Origin of the sequence: Natrinema hispanicum, assembly GCF_900111485.1 — an archaeon.
Classification (GTDB): domain Archaea; phylum Halobacteriota; class Halobacteria; order Halobacteriales; family Natrialbaceae; genus Natrinema; species Natrinema hispanicum_A.
In genome coordinates this window covers 1-17,185 of the sequence record NZ_FOIC01000042.1, presented here as the reverse complement: position 1 = coordinate 17,185, position 17,185 = coordinate 1, and the positions used below count along the sequence as shown (strand labels likewise).

19 protein-coding genes and 1 pseudogene are annotated in these 17,185 nt (G+C 56.7%); 4 read left to right on the top strand and 16 right to left on the bottom strand.

Annotation, left to right across the window (positions count from 1 at the left end; genetic code table 11):
• Positions 1 to 959 (bottom strand): FAD/NAD(P)-binding protein (locus BSG09_RS18335; protein ID WP_092935731.1); only part of this gene is annotated, 959 nt, incomplete at its 3' end.
• Positions 960 to 1,502: 543 nt separating this feature from the next.
• Between BSG09_RS18335 and BSG09_RS21895 the strand changes: the two genes are divergently transcribed.
• Positions 1,503 to 1,706, top strand: a complete 204-nt coding sequence (locus tag BSG09_RS21895) for a DUF7511 domain-containing protein (RefSeq protein ID WP_092935729.1) — start codon at positions 1,503 to 1,505, stop codon at positions 1,704 to 1,706.
• A 277-nt stretch (positions 1,707 to 1,983) separates the two neighbouring features.
• On the opposite strand, the gene BSG09_RS18325 is transcribed toward BSG09_RS21895, so the two are convergent.
• The 10 genes from BSG09_RS18325 to BSG09_RS18275 all read right to left on the bottom strand — a co-directional run bounded on the left by BSG09_RS18325 (position 1,984) and on the right by BSG09_RS18275 (position 10,863).
• Positions 1,984 to 2,784, bottom strand: coding sequence for an energy-coupling factor ABC transporter ATP-binding protein (locus tag BSG09_RS18325; RefSeq protein ID WP_092935733.1), 801 nt, complete (start codon positions 2,782 to 2,784; stop codon positions 1,984 to 1,986).
• Between the two features lie 74 nt (positions 2,785 to 2,858).
• Positions 2,859 to 3,674, bottom strand: coding sequence for an energy-coupling factor transporter transmembrane component T family protein (locus tag BSG09_RS18320; protein ID WP_092935727.1), 816 nt, complete (start codon positions 3,672 to 3,674; stop codon positions 2,859 to 2,861).
• A gap of 4 nt (positions 3,675 to 3,678) precedes the next feature.
• Positions 3,679 to 3,993 carry a cobalamin transport operon protein gene (locus BSG09_RS18315; RefSeq protein ID WP_092935725.1) on the bottom strand — a complete coding sequence of 105 codons (315 nt, stop codon included), beginning with the start codon at positions 3,991 to 3,993 and terminating at the stop codon, positions 3,679 to 3,681.
• Entirely contained in the window at positions 3,993 to 4,676 is a 684-nt protein-coding gene (locus BSG09_RS18310) for an energy-coupling factor ABC transporter permease (RefSeq protein ID WP_092935723.1), read from the bottom strand. Before BSG09_RS18310 ends, BSG09_RS18315 begins: the two co-directional genes overlap by 1 nt.
• A gap of 410 nt (positions 4,677 to 5,086) precedes the next feature.
• Positions 5,087 to 6,133: a metal ABC transporter permease gene (locus BSG09_RS18300; protein WP_092935719.1), complete on the bottom strand. Its 1,047-nt coding sequence runs from the start codon at positions 6,131 to 6,133 to the stop codon at positions 5,087 to 5,089.
• Positions 6,134 to 6,135: 2 nt separating this feature from the next.
• Positions 6,136 to 6,903 (bottom strand): metal ABC transporter ATP-binding protein, encoded by a 768-nt coding sequence (locus BSG09_RS18295; protein WP_092935717.1) that lies wholly within the window; start codon positions 6,901 to 6,903, stop codon positions 6,136 to 6,138.
• Complete coding sequence (locus tag BSG09_RS21890; RefSeq protein ID WP_463508907.1) at positions 6,900 to 7,016, bottom strand: DUF7511 domain-containing protein; 117 nt, start codon at positions 7,014 to 7,016, stop codon at positions 6,900 to 6,902. Before BSG09_RS21890 ends, BSG09_RS18295 begins: the two co-directional genes overlap by 4 nt.
• 98 nt (positions 7,017 to 7,114) lie before the next feature.
• Positions 7,115 to 8,569 (bottom strand): metal ABC transporter substrate-binding protein, encoded by a 1,455-nt coding sequence (locus BSG09_RS18285; protein WP_092935713.1) that lies wholly within the window; start codon positions 8,567 to 8,569, stop codon positions 7,115 to 7,117.
• 349 nt (positions 8,570 to 8,918) lie between these two features.
• Positions 8,919 to 10,226, bottom strand: coding sequence for a CobW family GTP-binding protein (locus BSG09_RS18280; protein WP_092935711.1), 1,308 nt, complete (start codon positions 10,224 to 10,226; stop codon positions 8,919 to 8,921).
• A 211-nt stretch (positions 10,227 to 10,437) separates the two neighbouring features.
• Positions 10,438 to 10,863 carry a CopG family ribbon-helix-helix protein gene (locus BSG09_RS18275; protein ID WP_092935709.1) on the bottom strand — a complete coding sequence of 142 codons (426 nt, stop codon included), beginning with the start codon at positions 10,861 to 10,863 and terminating at the stop codon, positions 10,438 to 10,440.
• 215 nt (positions 10,864 to 11,078) lie between these two features.
• Here BSG09_RS18275 and BSG09_RS21010 point away from each other — a divergent pair, with 215 nt between their 5' ends.
• Complete coding sequence (locus BSG09_RS21010; protein ID WP_175542257.1) at positions 11,079 to 11,231, top strand: C2H2-type zinc finger protein; 153 nt, start codon at positions 11,079 to 11,081, stop codon at positions 11,229 to 11,231.
• Between the two features lie 367 nt (positions 11,232 to 11,598).
• On the opposite strand, the gene BSG09_RS18265 is transcribed toward BSG09_RS21010, so the two are convergent.
• From BSG09_RS18265 to nikR, 4 genes are all read right to left on the bottom strand, one after another.
• Positions 11,599 to 12,348 carry an ABC transporter ATP-binding protein gene (locus BSG09_RS18265; RefSeq protein WP_217650162.1) on the bottom strand — a complete coding sequence of 250 codons (750 nt, stop codon included), beginning with the start codon at positions 12,346 to 12,348 and terminating at the stop codon, positions 11,599 to 11,601.
• Between the two features lie 32 nt (positions 12,349 to 12,380).
• Positions 12,381 to 13,229 (bottom strand): ABC transporter permease, encoded by an 849-nt coding sequence (locus tag BSG09_RS18260; RefSeq protein WP_092935703.1) that lies wholly within the window; start codon positions 13,227 to 13,229, stop codon positions 12,381 to 12,383.
• The gene (locus BSG09_RS18255; protein WP_092935701.1) at positions 13,226 to 14,257 is read right to left on the bottom strand and encodes an ABC transporter substrate-binding protein; all 1,032 of its coding nucleotides are present in this window, start codon (positions 14,255 to 14,257) and stop codon (positions 13,226 to 13,228) included. The genes BSG09_RS18260 and BSG09_RS18255 overlap by 4 nt, the downstream gene beginning before the upstream one ends.
• A gap of 241 nt (positions 14,258 to 14,498) precedes the next feature.
• The gene (gene nikR / locus BSG09_RS18250; RefSeq protein WP_092935699.1) at positions 14,499 to 14,918 is read right to left on the bottom strand and encodes a nickel-responsive transcriptional regulator NikR; all 420 of its coding nucleotides are present in this window, start codon (positions 14,916 to 14,918) and stop codon (positions 14,499 to 14,501) included.
• Positions 14,919 to 15,683: 765 nt separating this feature from the next.
• On the opposite strand from nikR, the gene BSG09_RS21885 reads away from it, so the two are divergent.
• Together BSG09_RS21885 and BSG09_RS18240 are read left to right on the top strand one after the other, a co-directional pair.
• Positions 15,684 to 15,821, top strand: a complete 138-nt coding sequence (locus tag BSG09_RS21885) for a DUF7563 family protein (protein WP_425607638.1) — start codon at positions 15,684 to 15,686, stop codon at positions 15,819 to 15,821.
• Between the two features lie 84 nt (positions 15,822 to 15,905).
• Positions 15,906 to 16,796, top strand: a complete 891-nt coding sequence (locus tag BSG09_RS18240) for a biosurfactant protein 1 (protein ID WP_092935695.1) — start codon at positions 15,906 to 15,908, stop codon at positions 16,794 to 16,796.
• 261 nt (positions 16,797 to 17,057) lie between these two features.
• On the opposite strand, the pseudogene BSG09_RS20440 reads toward BSG09_RS18240, so the two are convergent.
• Positions 17,058 to 17,185: pseudogene (locus BSG09_RS20440) on the bottom strand (IS5/IS1182 family transposase); the annotation flags it as partial.

Sequence of the window (17,185 nt, the reverse complement as noted above, 5' to 3'; positions counted from 1 at the left end):
CACTCCCGATCTTTTGGTTTTGTCGATGGTGAACAGGAGTGGAGTCGCCCGCGTATATGATAGAACCGGTCAACTGGATTCTTGGACAGGCTCTCGAGTTCTATTTGTTCTTGCTTCAACGCTCGCTGTAATCGGCGAAACACGTACGGTGGCATCGTTCCGTCGTACCGAGCTTCAGCGACCAGTTCCTCGCGAGCACGCGACGCCGGTGGGCGCGAGTGGAGTTTCTCAGTAATGCCCGAGAAGTGCATCCAGTCGGTACTCGCCTCGAGCGTCTCCACGCGAAACGGGCTCCGGGCGAACAGAACGATATCGCGTCCTGGCTGGGTAAGCATCGTCGCGAGTTGTGCGGCCGTAATCCCGCCGCCGACGATTCCAACGGTCGACGTCTCATCGATCGTATTGGGATCGAAGGTCGGCTCCCAGACGTGGGTCACTGGTTCTGTCGATACTAGTTCCCTCGCCCACTCCGGATAAGTGAACGAGCGACCGTGTCCGACGGCGAGGAGGCACCACTGGGAGGAGATGCAACCCTGGGTGGTTTCGATCTCGACGTTACCCTGATTATTTTTGATATCAGTGGCACGTGCGTCCAAAAGGGTAGACTCGATGCCATATTGATCGCAGAGCCACTCGGCGTGGTCGAAGAACAGCGACGCCGTGGGTCGTTCTGCACCAACCGTAGTCGAACGGAGTTCGTCCTCACGCCCGCGTTCCCGAGCGAAATCCCTGAGAGAGAACGGATCGGTGCCGACGTGATGGACAAACGGAGATCTGAACTCGACCATCCCACATTGGCGACACTTTCGGCGAAATGACTCGAGGAGGCCAGTTGGGTCGAGGATCTGCAATTCGCACACGTCGATCAGGTCCGCCTGTAAGAGTCGAACGGCAAGATGAACACCGTGGACGCCGCCACCCACGATTGTGACGAGCGTATCAGTATTTGTCTCCGTCATCGCGGTCTTAGGATCCACCAACGATAGTAACTGTACTCGGACCAGGGAGAAGCGACCGTCATCTTGTATTCAGCCCAGTGTCGGCGTGCCAGAACATGTCCGTCGTGGCATCGGCAGTTATAATCGAAATAGCCCGTGCTGTATCCCGTTGTTTCTGCCGAGTTAATGAGCGAGCCGGCGTCGGGTCGGTCATTGACTTCGACGTTGGCGATCGACCGCTCGCCGCGGTCAAGTGTCTCCTGTGTTTGTTCGGCGTTTTGCCGCTCAGGTTGGAGGGCCTCAATCGGTATCGCCAGAACGGGCGCAGTGATCATGGTTTTGCCTACGCTTGAGTCGCCAACGAGCCCGATGTGGCAAGTTGGAGTGTTGGACTTGATCGATCCGGACGCTTTCGTCTTTGTCGACACAGGTGTTACCAACACTATACTCTATCTTAATCAGAATTGCTATAACAAATGCAAATTTTAATAACGCTATCACGGCACTATATAACTGAAGATGCGAGTAATCGATATCGATCGAGTAGTTAGACTATAATTTACGATGAATGAACCGAAATCTCCGACGACAGAAGCTGCGAGCGACCCGCGGAAACAGCCGCGCTCGACACTGTTCGCGTTCGTTCAATGTCGGGACACCCTCGAAATCTGTACGTTGTTTCCACCGACTGTAGTGACCCCACACCGGACGGACGCGTGGATCCGCGCTACGGGAGATGCATTCCGCTCCCTCGAAGAGTGGCAATGAACGACTCGTCGACGAAACACTTCTGCAGCCATGCCGAGCGCGGTCGGCACGTTCTCGTTCAGAGCCCGAGTTTGTACAGCGCAGTGAGAGAGCGATGAATATCGTGGCCATTTGACTGACCGGGCGGGCCACGCGGCGAGTGGCTCAGGACGGAACGGGGAATATAGTATCAGAAGCCGAAGACTATCCCGAGCAGACTGATTCCCACAACGACTCACGCGTATTCTAGTGCCGCACCTTTGATACGCCGTAGGTCAGCCAAGGAAGTCGAGATCAGTCAGTCTGTTCTGTGCCCATCGACCTGCGATGTCGCTGTCCGCTCTGACTCGTCCTCAGAAAGTAGTTCGACGAGCTCGGCCTCAGTGACCGGCTGCGTCTCGATGTCGAGACCTATGTCACGGGCAACGCGGACAGCACTCGGTGGATGAAGATTCGCCTCGGCGAGTAATTCAAGATCGTAGAATACCTCACGTGGTGTGCCTTCATCAATGACATTCCCCTCGCTCATCACGCAGATCCTGTCTGCAACATCGGCCGCAAAGTCGATGTCGTGTGTCGAGAGGACAACGCTGATGCCCTCCTCGTGGATCTGCTCGATACGGTCAGCGACCAGTCGTGATCGGTTGGGATCGAGGCCGGCGAGTGGTTCGTCCAGCACGATCACGCTGGGTTCGAGGACGAGCACGCCAGCCAGTCCGACAAGTCGTTTTTCCCCGCCGCTTAGGTAGTGGGGAATACGGTCTTCAAGATAGCCCGCATCGACGGTCGCCAGCGCTTCACGGGCGCGCTCTTTCGCCTCGTCGGCCGGCACGCCGTAGTTCTGGAGGCCAAACAGCACGTCGTCCAGTACCGTCGGGGCGACGAGTTGGGTATCGGCGTCCTGGAAGACAAAGCCAACCTCTTTCCTGGCGTGGGATTTGTTGTCCTCGTTTATTGGCGTGCCATCGACGACGAGTTCGCCCTCATCGGGGACGAGCGTCGCGTTCAGGTGCTCCATCAGCGTTGACTTCCCTGCACCGTTACCGCCGATGAGCGCGACGACCTCGTCCGGGTATACCTGAAAATCCACGTCATGCATTCCTACAGTCCCGTCGGGGTAGGTGTGGGCCTCACAGTGGAGATCAACGAGTGGGTCCGCTGTCTCGTTGCCCTTCACAGAGACACCACCCCGTAGACCGCGACCAGTGCATACCCAACAACGGCGACGTAACAGAGTGCGACTCCGGCGAGCCCACGAAGTGACGGGCGCGGTACGTCGCCGTACAGAGTAATGTCACCATCGTAGCCCCGCGCTTCCATCGACTTTACCAGCCGCTCGGAGCGTTCGATTGCCGTCAACAGCGTCATACCGAGGATGCGGGCGTAGGTGCGCCGGTTCGCCCAGAACTCCGAGAGGGTCGCCCCTCGCGCGAGTACGGCCTTCACGAGGTCTTCGAGCGTCTCGACCATAACGAATGTGAACCGGTAGGTCAGCAGTGCGACCTGATCGATCGGGTTCGGCAGCATGCGCCCAAGCAGGTACGCGATGTCAGCGTATCGGGTGGTCATCGTCGCGGTAAGCGTGAACGTCACGACAGTTAGTGACCGACAGGACAGTTCCGCGAACAGGATCGCTCCCTCCCAGGTGACGGACAGTTCCCCGAGCGGCGTTCCGATCGCGCCGCCAATGGATGTTCCCGGTTCGAGGAAGGCGAGCGGACCCGCAACGGAGACGATGAACAGCAACGGAAGCGTGTACCAGAGACCGAGCCGTCGGTACGGCAGGCCAGCGATGCCATAGGCGACCAGCGTCGCGGCGTACAGGCCCGCGAGGATCACCAGCGCGTCTGCTACCGTCACCGCCAGTACGAGCGCGCCGACGATACTGAACTTCGTCCAGGGGTTGACGCGATGCAGTGGGCTGTCACGGTGTTCAGCATAGGCCGTGATGAGTCGCGGGTCCGGGACGTGATTCGAGAGTGTCGTCATCAGCTTAGGCCGTCTTGTCGTTCAGGCCGCGATCGCGGTCAGCATAGACATACAGCGCGATGCCGACGGCAACCAGCAGGACGACCAGCCCGACGAACTCCAGTACCATGCCGCCTTTCCGGATCGGTCCAGCAATGACAACTCCACGGCCGAGATCGATTAACGAGCCACCGCTCTCTTTCACGCCTCGCTGGAGTGCCTTGGCGGATCGCTTGGCCCACGGGAGCGCACCGCCTGTTGCTCTAAATCCCCACAGACCTGCGGCGATAGCGACCGCAAATAGCGCTGCGAGGCTGCCGTACTGCTTCCAGCGCTGCATCAGGCGGTCACCCCCGAGAGATCTTCCTCACCTTGCTGGCGGTCGCCAAGTCCGACGAGGTCGGGCCGGACCGACGCGAGGAACTGGACGACAAATCCCGTCAAGATGCCTTCAATGACCGCGACGCCGAGGTTGAGACCGACCAGCCCGGCAACTGCGATCGTCAAGTCGGCACGCGGGAGTGCGCTCCCGTTGACGCCGCTAATGACAATGATCGCGCCCATCAGAACCGCACCGGCAGAGAGACCGATGGTCGCAGCGCTAGCACTCGCGGGAAAGATGTCCCAGTCCATCCTCATCAGCGTCTTGAAGATATAGTAGGCGACGACTGCTTCAGTTGCGTTCACAAGCGTGTTCGCACCGAGCAGCCCCACTGCGCCGTGGCCGAGCGCCGCTGAAAAGATGTTCACGACGAGCGCGATGAGCGCGCCGAGTGCCGGTCCGGCGAGGATACCGACCAGCCCAGTGAGGTTCATGTGAATCCCGCCCCATACTGGTAGGTTCAGCTGGAAGATTGCGAAACTCGCTGCCGCACCAATCCCCGCGAGCGCGATCTGATGAGTTTTGATGCCGCCTTTCCGAACGCGGTAAGTGACGACACCGATCAGTCCGACGCCAACGAGCGTCCAGAGGACCAGTGCCCAAAGTGGGAACGACCCTTCGCCGAGGTGAATATGAGCCATGTGTGCTTAACAAGCACAGGTGGAAATATAATAAACCTACGCTCTAGATCCGAGTTAGTTATTATTAATTCGTTTCTGTGCTCTTCGAGTTATTACTGGCGGCGTCTCCTGTGTTGAGCCAAGCGATAGCGAATCAGCCTCGAGTCAGACCACACTCCGTGGTAACAAATTCAATACCGATGATAGCTATGCCGAGAGATTTTGAGGTACTGAGAACCAACATTTTCACAATCGACGAACTTAGCCAACTCGGCGCGGCGAAACAGTTTCGCGTCGTCGCGATCACTGACAGTGGTTCACAGTGTTCGTCGACGATGGTTGTCAGATCTGCCTTGGCGAGCAGTCAGATGGCCAGGGTCATCCCGTGGACACCATAGCAGGTGATGTCGACTGCGGCGCCCCTGTGCGATTTATTGTTCCTCGTTTTCGGTCCCTCCGTCGGCTTTCGGTTCATTGGCAGTATTGTCGATCATACGCGTGAACACCCGTTCGCCGGGACGGCCGATTCGGCGCCACGCTCGCGTCCGAAGTCCGAGCCGACGACCACCCAATGACAGCACGTAGAGTCCAATTCCTGTGAGGACGATGGTTCCGCCTGCTGCGATCCCGTACTGATACGAGAGCGTAACACCGGTGATGACAGTGACTTCCGCCACGAGGACGCCCGCAAGTATCGATCGCTTGAAACTGCGGGCACTGTCAGCCGTTGCGACTGGAATGACGAGCATCGCGGCGACGAGGATGACGCCCATGACCTGCATCGCGCTGACGACGACGAGCGCGGTCAGGATGACCATCAGCCGGTTGTACCATACGACGCTGATACCGGCTGCCCGTGCTGCAGTCGCGTCGAAGGTGACGTACAGCAGCGGTCGATAAGTGATCACGACCGCCACAGAAACAAGACCGGTCATGAGGACCAAGAGGCCCACACTTGCTCTCGACACTGTCGCGAGCGATCCGAAAAGGTACGCGTCGATGCCGACCGCGATGCCGCCGTCGGTCGCCGTAATAAGCACGCTTCCCAGTGCGAAGCCGCCAGTCAAGATCATCGCCAGTGAAGTGTCCGTCGTGACGTCTCCGTACTGGACCAGCAGTTCTACGAGCAGCGCTGTTCCAATAGCGACGACGAGCGCGCTGTGGATAGGCGACAGTGACAGCGACAGGGCATTGTTGACGAACAGTCCGACGGCGACACCGGCGAAGGCCGTGTGTGCGAGGGTGTCCGCGATCATCGACATTTCTCGGTGAACGAGGAACGTGCCGACCAGCGGGCCGATGACGCCGATACAGATCGCAGCGAGATACGCACGCTGCATGAACGCATATTCGAGTACCGGAAGGCCGAGCGCTTTCGCGAGCGCCTCCATAAACGCCCCGTACGCGTCTTCAAGGAACCAATTGAACGGTGCGAACGCGAACAGCTTCAGCGTCAGCAGGGAGGTCATCTCGAACATGGTCAGTGATCGTGCTCGAGGACGGCCCGCCCGTCACCGTACGCGTCGGCCAGTGCGTTCGTCTCGGCGAACGTCTCGGGGTCACCGTGGAAGTGCAGTTTTCGGTTGATGCAGGCGATCTCGGTGGCGTGCGTGGTGACGACACCGATGTCGTGTTCGATGAGGACGATGGTGATTCCGGTTGCGTTGAGGTCGCGGAGAAGGTCGTAGAACGCATCTCGAGACTCGGCGTCGACGCCGACAGTTGGCTCGTCCAAGACGAGCAGGTCCGCTTGCGCGGCCAGTGCACGAGCGATAAATACGCGCTGGCGCTGGCCGCCGGACAACCGTCCTACACGGCGCTCGGTCAGTTCGGTCAGGCCTACGCGTTCAAGCGCCTCGTCGATCGCCTGTCGGTCCGAATCGGAAAAGCGACCGATGAGACGGTGCGGGTACCGGCCCATGGTGACCGCTTCGCGGACGGTGACTGGCATACGACCGGCTGCTTTCGTCGCGTGCTGGGCGACGTAGGCGACCCGTTCGCCGTCGTCGAGATCATGTGCTGGCGTGCCGAACAGCCGAACCTGCCCGCTGTCTGGGCGGCGCAGACCAAGCATGAGTTCGACGAGCGTCGTTTTTCCAGACCCATTCGGGCCAACGAGACCCAGAAACGCGCCCGGCTCGATTGTGAGTGACACGTTGTCGACCACTGGACGATCGCCGAAGGCAAACGACACGTCGTCGACAGCCACGACTGCCTCCGAGATCGTCTCGACTGTTGTCTTGGTCATCGACACTCACCGATGTCGACGAAATCCTGATTTCGTGTGGTTATCCAACGCTCTATTTGAACGACCGGCGCTACGTCTGGCGGGTAGATCGTTCGCTGCGTTGGCTTGTCCATGAGATCGACAACTACTGACGTCAGTCGTGGTGGTCGGTCACGGCAGCTGATCCGCTCCATGCCGATCTCGTGGAGGTGCGAATCGAACTCAGTGGCCATCATGCGTCAAGTGCCTTCTGCAGGGTGGGGAGGTTGACGTTTTTCATGACATCAACGTATCCCCAGTCCTTGTCGGCCCACTCCTGTGTCTGTCCGGGAATCGAAGTCAGCGGCAGTACTTCTGTAGCGTCAGTCTCGGCAACGAGCTGTTGGGCAGCCTGCTGGGATTCCAGTGGATCCGAGCAGACGTACTGGAGGTCATGTTCACTGATGAGTTGCTGGGCCTGTTCGATATCTCTCGGAGTTGGCTGATCGTCAGGAGAAATGCTCGTCAGCGTTTTCACCTCGAACCCGTAGCGAGCGCCCAGATAGCCGAACGCGTTGTGACCGGCGACGAAGACGACGTCTTTCGAAGCCCCTTCGAGACCACTCTGGAGCGAACTGTGCAGGTCGTCAAGTTTGTCTTTGTACTGCGTTGCATTGCTCTTATATGTGGACGAATTCTCGCTGTCTACGTTCGCGAAGCCCTGCTGGATGTTGTCTACGGCTGTCTTTGCGCGGACCGGATCGATCCAGAAGTGGGGATCCATACCACCTGCGTGTCCGTGCCCGTGGTCGTGACCGTCCTCGTTCTCATGATCGTCTTCCGTTTCGTGACCGTGGTCATGTCCACCGACCGCTTCCGTTACTTCAGGTGTAACCGACGCGCCGCCCTCGTTTGACAGCGCCGCGTTGAACTCCGAAGGGACGTGCTGGGCGAACAGCACGTAGTGCCCTTCTGACTCGACCTGTAGTGTGTATGTCGTTGCACCATTTTCGGCGAACTCGAGCGTGTAGAGTGACTCTGACGACGGAGAGAGTGTTCCATCAGCCTCAACCGTCGTGTGTGAACTGTGGTCGCTCTCGTAGAGCGAATGTGCGGTCTCCTCGACGTGGTGGATACCGTGGTCGCCACCCTCGTCCGTCGAAAGGACGGCGAGGTGCATCTGGGGGTCCGGACCCTGCTCGAACGTATAGGTGTACGTTCCTGTCTCGAGGTGATAGAGTCCCGCCCATTCCCATGGGGGCGATTCACCGTGTTGGTTTGCAGCTTCGTGTTCATCCTCGTGATCGTGCGCCTGTTCGTGACTGTGCCCAGGCTCCTGGAGCTGGACACCGGCACTAGCATCAACGACAGCGACGTCCGCACCGTCGGATTCGATCGTTTCGACAATGTCGTCGGCCCACGGCTGGAACCCTTCCATCCCGTGAATGAACAGGTTCGATTCGAGGACGGTCTGTTGCACCCTCGGACCAGGCTCCCAGCCGTGTCCGTGCTGGCCGACCGGGACGAGCGTTTTGCCGGTCGCTGCATCGCCGGCGACCTGTGAGGCGATATCACCGAATACGAAAAATGACGCCTGGCCAGTCGTCCCGCTTGACTGTCCACTGCCCCCCAGACAGCCAGCGAGTGCACTTGCAGCAACGGCTCCGATTCCACCAGTGACGAATCGTCGGCGTGTGTGTTCTGCCATCAGTTATTAACACAAACTGGGCGGGTAATAAGGACTATGATTTTTAGCCAGAAGTTAATAACAAAGGAGGTTCATTTACACGGCTGGGAGCAAGCAGTCAACTGCACGATTGGAGGTGTCTCTGGCACTATTCTCACAACTTTGGAAACAGGACTGGAGAAAGATTGTTTGAATTACATAAAGTTCCGTTTACTCGACAAGATACGAGTCCTCGGTGATCGAACGTGTCGCGTACACGAGCATGTACTGAGGGTCATCGTCGCGTCGGTGACTTTGAACAGAATCGTTCACTCGAGGCCTGTCGGTTCTCCGACGGTCGCTCTGCGTCGCAGTGTTCGAGTCAAGGAACTCATACCGTCGTCACACCCCATTTCTCGACATCAGAGTCGAAGACGAGTTCCTCCTCGGCACGGCTCGGGAACGGGTTTTCATAGCGCTCCCAGTCTTCGTTCATTTCGGCGTCGGTCAGCAGACACTCGTCGAGCGAGTTCCGGATCGCCGTTTTGTTGAGATCGTGGCCGATGAACACGAGATCGATTTCGCGGTCGCCCCACTCCTCGTCCCAGTCGAGGTCGGGTCTGGCTTCACGGTAGGATTTCTGCTGGAACGCCGGCATGCTCGCGGCCCACTGACCGTTGACATCCACCTGGACTTGGGTGCCAGCGAGATTACAGTTGAGCGCGTGCCGCTCTCTGCCGGCAACCCACATGAGCCCCTTTGCGCGGACGATGTCGTTGGGAACGTCTGCGAGCCAGTCGACAAGTCGATCAGGATGGAACGGTCGCTGTCTCGCGTAACTCAACGAGGTGAGACCGAACTCCTCGGGCGGGTGGAGATGATCGTGGTCGTGACTGTGGTGGTCATGTCTGTCTTCGCCTCCGTTCCCGTGCGAATCGTGGGCAGACTTGTCATCGTTATCAGTCTGCTCTTGATGGTACTGGTGGGCTTGCTTCCAGCCTGCGCCGCCGCTCACCGTTTCGAGATCGAATCGTCCCACGTCGATGAGTATGTTCGAGTCGACCCGTCCGTGTTCTATCATCTGTACATCTGCCTGTGGCTGCAACGCTCGGATTACGGACTCGACATCGACTAATTCACTCTCGGTGATGAGATCAGTCTTGTTGAGCAGGACCAAGTCACAGAATTCTACCTGTTCAGCTAAGAGATCCGAGAGAGGTTTTGCGTCCCCGGTCATCTCAGTGACTTCCTCATCGGCGACAAACACGTCGTGGAACAGTGCCGCGTCGACGACCGTGACAATAGTATCAAGGTCGTAATGAAATGCTGCCTGCCGGTTGCGGTGAACGGTCTGTGCGACCTCTGCTGGGTCGCTCATCCCGGACGCCTCGACGACGAGGACGTCGAACTCTGCGGTCGTTGCTAGCTCGACGATTGTCCGTCCAAATTCGTTAGAGAGACCGCAACAGATGCACCCGTTCGAAAGCTCCGTCACAGACGTCTCTCCGTCTGTGAGCGTGACCTGGCGCTCTACAAGTTCGGCGTCGATGTTGACTGCGCCCATGTCGTTGACGAGCACCGCGACATCCCGTTCCTCGGAAGCGTTTTTGAGCAGATAATTCAGCGTCGTTGTCTTGCCCGCTCCGAGACACCCACTGAGGATGGTGACTGGGATCGGGTCTGAGTTCTCGGTACTCATAGCCACAGATATGAATCTATCTAACTTAAATATTATTTGTTAGGGTAGATCTGAGAATGTTTAATAATATTTGCCTAATAGATGGCCCGATCATATTAAATCGGAACTAGTGAAACATCTGACCGAATTGGAGGTAGGAAGATCAATACGAGTTGCTTGACGAGTACTCAGAGCAGGGACGTTGCAGTAATAATCGCCGCATGACGACAAATCACAGTGTGGGTTGCTGAATCGAATCAACGGGAAATAGCGAATATTCGACTTGTACGTCTTCGTTCGTCGCTTCGACGTCGCGCACGAATTCCGAGACATCAGTGAGATCGCCTTCAATAATGAACGTCTCGACACACCCCCGGTCATCACAGATACAACTGTGGGAGTTCGACCGAACTGCATCAGCATGCGTGTGACGGAGTTCAGTCATTTTCGTCTCCACTGCCCGACTATCGTAAGGGAACAGTGCTGTCACGATAGCAATGAGTTCCCGATTTTCGAGTGACTGGTCCTGAAATTCCCGGATCAGTTTCCGTCCCGCTTCTCGAAATACCTCGCTCCGTCCCGAATAGTCGTGTACCTCGACGAGCTCGTCGATCTTCTTAAGCAGATCCTCCGGCATGGACACGCTGACGATTCCCATATGATAAAGTGGGTTGCAAATATAATAAAAGCTGTTATCGGGGTGTCGGGTTTTGATATAATTCTCATGAGGTTACCAAATCTAGTCAGCGTCATATTCATTTTCCGAGAGGCCAATAGTAGTAATCCGCACTGATTAGTTCACAATTCTGAATAAGAGAATGGTGCGGATTATAACAATCTGTTTAAACAAATTCGAACTACGATAATACCGCAATGGCATACGCCTGTTCCACCTGTGATGCTGAATTCCAGAGTGCAGCTGGGGTCACTCAGCACGTGGCACTTCACCACAACACTTGTGCCGAGTGTAACGAACAGTTCGACGAGACTGACCAGTTGCGTAAGCACATTCACGAGTCTCACTGACTCAAGAACGACGCATCACGCACGTTTATGTTTTTTCGACCGTGAAAATAAAGTATGATATAATAACGGAGCTAGTTACATATAGATCTCACCAAGAACTACTGTACTAACATTCAAAATACTAATTATGGAACATATTGGCTGTTCGAAGGTCAACTATCAGGATGCTGAGATAATCTCAGACAATATATATTTTCTTCGAGATCCGCTAGAGTGCCGCCAAGTTGGCATTACCACCGTCCATTACGAACTAGATTGGAACGGACAGCAGCGGAACGGACAGCAGCACGGCCACGCGGCAGACGAGCAAGAAGAAGTCTCCGCCCTGACCAACGGCACGGCAACACTCTGTGCTGATGAGTCGCACTTACTGACCAAGACTATCTCGGATCTCTGAGACGTACTCGACGAACTCAATGTCCGTTCGTTGGCGAGGGCGGTCCAGCGACACGTCGACGACCTCGCTGACTCGCCCGGGATCGGCAGCCATCACGAGGACGCGATCCCCGAGCGTGACGGCTTCTTCGACTTCGTGAGTTACGAACAGGACGGTTTTGCTCGTCTCTCGCCAGATGTGTAGCAGTTCCGCGTGGAGCGTGTCACGAGTGTCCGGATCGAGACTTCCGAAGGGCTCATCCATCAGCAGTACGTCCGGATCGACCGCGAGCGCGCGAGCAATGCCGACGCGTTGCTTCATCCCGCCAGAGAGTTCTTTCGGGTACGCGTCCTCGAAGCCAGACAGCCCGACGAGATTGATCAGTTCCTGGACTCGTTTCTCGCAGTTTGGACAGTCACAGGTCGGACGGTCGAGGCCGAACCGGATGTTACCGCGGACAGTTCGCCAGGGGAACAGCGCGTAGTTCTGGAACACCATGCCGCGGTCGATACCGGGATCGGTCACCCGCTCGTCGTCGACGTAGATCCCTCCCTCGGTCGGCGATTCCAGCCCCGCGATGGTGCGAAAGAGCGTCGTCTTGCCACAGCCCGACGGCCCGACGATGCAGACGAACTCCCCGTGTCCGACCTGGAAGTTCACGTCGTCGAGGGCGGTGACGGGTCCTCCGTGAGCATCGTATCGCTTGGAGAGGCCATCGACGACGATTTTCGCCTCTGTCACTCGCTGGTGACTCGACTCGGTGGTGGAGTCAGTCAGCGCCACGCGAGAACCCTCCGTTCGAAGGTACGGAAGCTCACATCCATCCCGACGTACACGAGACTGATGACGAGCATGTACGCGACGCTCGTGTCCACCGCGAGGTTATTCGAGGCGTTGATAATCTCGTAGCCGACCCCCGGCGCACCGAACAACTCCGCCCCGACGACGATCATCCAGCAGCGACCGATACTCGTCCGGAACGCCGTGAGAACGCTCGGTGCGGCCGCCGGCAGAATCACGAGTCGAATCATCTGCCAGTCGGTCTCGACGCCGAGGCTGGACGCGACTTCCGTGTAATCCGTCGAGACACCTTCGACGCCGCTGTACGCCCCGTAGAAGTTGATCCAGAGCGAACCGACGAACACGATGAACGCAGCTCCGGTGTGATGGATGCCGAACCAGAGAATAGCGAAGACAACCCACGCCAGCGGGGGGATCGGCCTGAGGATGCGAACGATCGGCGTGAGATAATCGTCGAGCCGTCTCGACCAGCCCATCGAGACGCCCAGAGCGATGCCGCCCACGCCACCGAGCAACAGTCCGGGAATGTAGTGCAGCAGACTCTGGCCGAGCTTGAACAGGCCTGTCGGGATGGCCACGTCCCCGAGGAGTGGCAAGGCAACGGGCGTTGTCTGCACGAACAGTTCGACGAACGCAACTGCTGTTACAACCGGTCCCGGGAGGAGATACGACGGTGTCGTTAGCTGTGCACCGGCCCACCAGACGACTAGGAAGGCGGTGATACCGACCACACCACGGCCGAGTCGGAGCCGATCGGTGTCCTTTATGAACTCAAACGCGGCCACTTCGTCATCGCCGTTGGTAGCCGTTCCGAGACTCATTGTGTGATAGCGTCGTACGCGTCGAAATGGAACAGGCGTTTGTTACCGACGACGCCGTCTGTTTTTCCCACATCAGCAACGTACTGTGACATTGTCTCGGTTTGGCTGCTGATCGCGTGCGGGTCCGAGAGGAAGTTCGATGCAGTCGATTCCATCGCTCGCACGGCGAGATCGTCGCTCACACCCGATCCGATGACCGTACTGGCGTCTCTGGCGGCCACTTCCGGGTTGTTGCGAATGAAGTTCGTCGCGTCCACGTGCGCCGAGACGAGTCCTTCGGCAACGTCTGGACTGTCGACGACCCGCTTCTGGGCGAACAACACTGCCACCGGATGGCCGTCGAGAATGTTGCCCGACCACGCGACCTCCCGAACACTCTCGTCGTCGCTGATGACGGTGGCGAACGGCTCCTGAATGATCGTCGCGTCGATATCGCCTGCCTGCATCGTCTGCGGTGCCCTGGCCGGTGGTACCTTCGACTTGGAAACGACCGACTCCAGTTCACCGGCGCCGAGATCCTGTTCGATCCAGTACCGCAGGACGACGTCCGGGACGCTGCCGTCCGGTGGTGCACCGAATCGAACGTTTCGACCATGCTGAGCCTCGAACCTCGAAAACGCGTCTGCTCCGTGATCCGCATAGAGATCGGCGAACGTCGACGTCCCCAGCACTTTGAATCCTTCACGAGAGTTCGCTGCCAAGATACTCGCCTGCTTTCCCTTATCCACCAGAACCATCGACGGTGTGATGCCAAAGAGAGCAGCATCAACCTCACCACTTGCGAACGCCTTGACAACGCTGGGTCCAGTCGAAAACCGTTTGGTCTCCACCGTCGCCGGGACGTCGTCGTAGAACCCCTCCTGCTCCATCACGTAGTGTTGCATGTTCGGATAGATCGGCACATAGGCGACGGTGAGGCTGTCGATCGGTCCGTTATCACCCCCCAGGCAACCGGCCAGTGCTGTCAGCCCGAGCGTTGCTGCGCCTGTGCTCTCTCGAAGGAGTTCGCGTCGTGTCTGTGACCTCATCGAGTAACAATATAATTGAAACAGATAATAAGAGTTGTTAAATAGATCTACTATATTATTACCTGTCAGCCGTGCTCGTCTCGGTAACCAAGCGGCATAAAATTCTAAAATATAGGTAGTTAGTGGGATGTAAAACACAGTGTAAAATCAACGACTCCGTCGGTTCAAACTCTCTCTGTCGTCAGCGTCGAAAATGTAGCCGCAAGAATGCTACTCAACTGTCTCACTCAGCAGAGAGCGATCAGGAGAGGATATTGATATCATCAACAGGATGAACTGTATAATCTACTGAGATCGTATCCTTAGTGGCCCGAATCTTCCCGACGAACGTGGAAATATCTTCTAATTCGCCTTCGAGAACGAACAGTTCCATGCAGTAGTGGTTCCCAACATGGCTATGGAAATTTGACACGACGAGCTCCTCGTGGTCATGGCGGAGATGCATCATTTTCTCCTCAACGCTCGTCGTCTCATAATCAAACAACACAGTTACGATTGCCATCAATTCCCGATCTTCGAGTCGTTTATCCTCGAACTCGCTAAGGAGGTTCCGGACCGCTTCGCGGACGACCTCACTTCGGCCAGAATAGCCGTGATCGTCACCGAATTCGTCAATTCGCTCTTCCAGTTCATCCGGCATCGAGATGCTTACGACACCCATGTATTAATACAGAAGTAGAGAGTTGATATAGATTCATATCTGGGAAGTCCATTGCTGTTACTGACGAAACACGCCGGATTTCGTCGATTTTATCTGCGTGTATAAAATAACAAAAAATTCATTATTTCTCCGAGAACCACGGTAACTGACAAACATGAGAATATCGGACTGTCATTAGAAGCACACAATGGTCTATCTGTCCCTGAGATTGAGACTGATATATTAGAAAACAAGACAACGATCAGCAGTACTTCACTCTCCCGAGCGCAGTCGCTGGTGAGAGTAGCCAGGCTTGAGTCCCCTTTTTTGCTGGTGTGAACGCAGTCACCGCCACCTTCCACCACCTCCACGGTCCGGGCTGCTCACGGCCGGTGGCCGCTGCGCTGCCGGGCTTTCGCCACAGCGTGAATTCGTTTCATGACGTTGCCATTACCTGGAGAGATTTCTGTGCCCCACAAGTGGGTGAGGGGCAGTCGGAGTTACTCATTGCCCTTCGTGAACACCATGACTTTCAGAGAGGTTTACGAAACAACATTCGACGAAGACGTCCAGCCCAACTCGAGCACCAGTCCGTGTCCCAACTGCAACGGACGGATGACCACCAACGCAGTCGAAACTCGTTGTGAAGACTGTGGATTCCTTATCGAACCGCAACAATACCAGACCCAGAAAATAGTCAATCCCACTTAGATAGAATGCCATTGAGAAAAACTACACAAGTATTAGAACAAGATATTTACTGGAGTAACAACATAGATTTGGATAATGCCAGAATGTGATGGCTGTGGCTCTCATGTCACAGAGAACTACTACCGGGTTTTTGCTGTTGATGGTGATCTGCCAGCATGTATCCACTGTGCCAGCAACCGTGAAGCCCGAGAAGCAGGACTCCGCCAGCAATAGCGTCTCAGTAATCTCATTTCCAGATCGTCTCTATCGAACTGGACCTGATCAAGACGTGAGACCATACAACCCACTACCCAATCAATGACTGATCGCGATTCTGACTTTGAAGAGCTTCGCCCGACCGGCGAAGCGTCGCATGTCCCTGATGAGACACTCAACGAGTGTACCGACGGTGAGCCTGATCGACAGCGAGTTGCGACGCCGACGGCTGGATATCCAGATACACCAACAGAAGCGGATACCGAGTGTCGCTCCTGTGGCGCACCGATTCCAGCCGACCGAACCAAATGCCTGTTCTGTCTCACCAACCATCTCGAGGACTGCTCTTCTGAGACAGACGCACCAGCAACAGAGTGGACACTGCTTGGTGTCGTCCACATGCTTGTCGAGTCGTCTACCTTCTACGGTGCCGTCGCGAAAGGCGCGGCCGCTGCGACACTCCTTGCCTCGAATGCGACCGAACAGGCTGTCGACAACTGCACGATCATCTACGATCTCGAGGACGAGCCCGCAGCCCAATTGACCGATCGGTGGCCCGTGCTTCCTGCTGCAGCACAGATTACGTCCACTGACGGTGAGCAACTTCTCGCGGCCGCCCATGATCGAACAACATGGAGTGACCAACCCCACCCAGCCGCAGATAGTGACCACGAGCCGACAACGTATCTCTACGACGAAGGCGGGACTAGCATTCGCGACGAGCAGCGACTTGTGACGCTGCTCGACAACGCCGGTGATGATGCGTGGCTAGTCCCCGCAATTGCTCTCCAGCAGACACCTGACAAGCGTGAACCTGAGCATCAAGACAGTGGCATTCCGACCAAAGAACGCCTCGAGTGTCACCAGTGCGGACGCACAACCGATCATCGATTCAGTGATCATGAATCGGTTCCCGACGAAACCTGGACTGGCCACGCAATCTGGGAGTGCCAGGTCTGCGGGACGCCGCGCTATGGGCCGAGCCCAGAATGACTTGCTCCGCGTCATGTCTTAACCAACAGACAGGCAATGGTGCAGCGTGGCCGTTGGTTAACAGAACGGTCGCCCGTGCGGTCATGTTCTGTTTGTCTGCGCCGCGATCGGCCGAGGCACATTCAATGGACCCACGCAACGCACCAGGATACAGACTGCATCGTGCACTCAGCCAACTCAACCATCTCGAGGACGATCAGCTGACTGACGCAGACAGAGAACGAATCGAGACTGCTCTGTTGAATAGATGCTGAGTCACGGTTACAGAGGCTCACACAGCGATTCTATATTGATGAGGGCGAACATCAGGACAATTTCACGGAACTGGCGATACCAGCCCAGCGCTCGCACGGCGTCGCCGAGCGAGCGCTTCGTTGTTGAGTACGAGG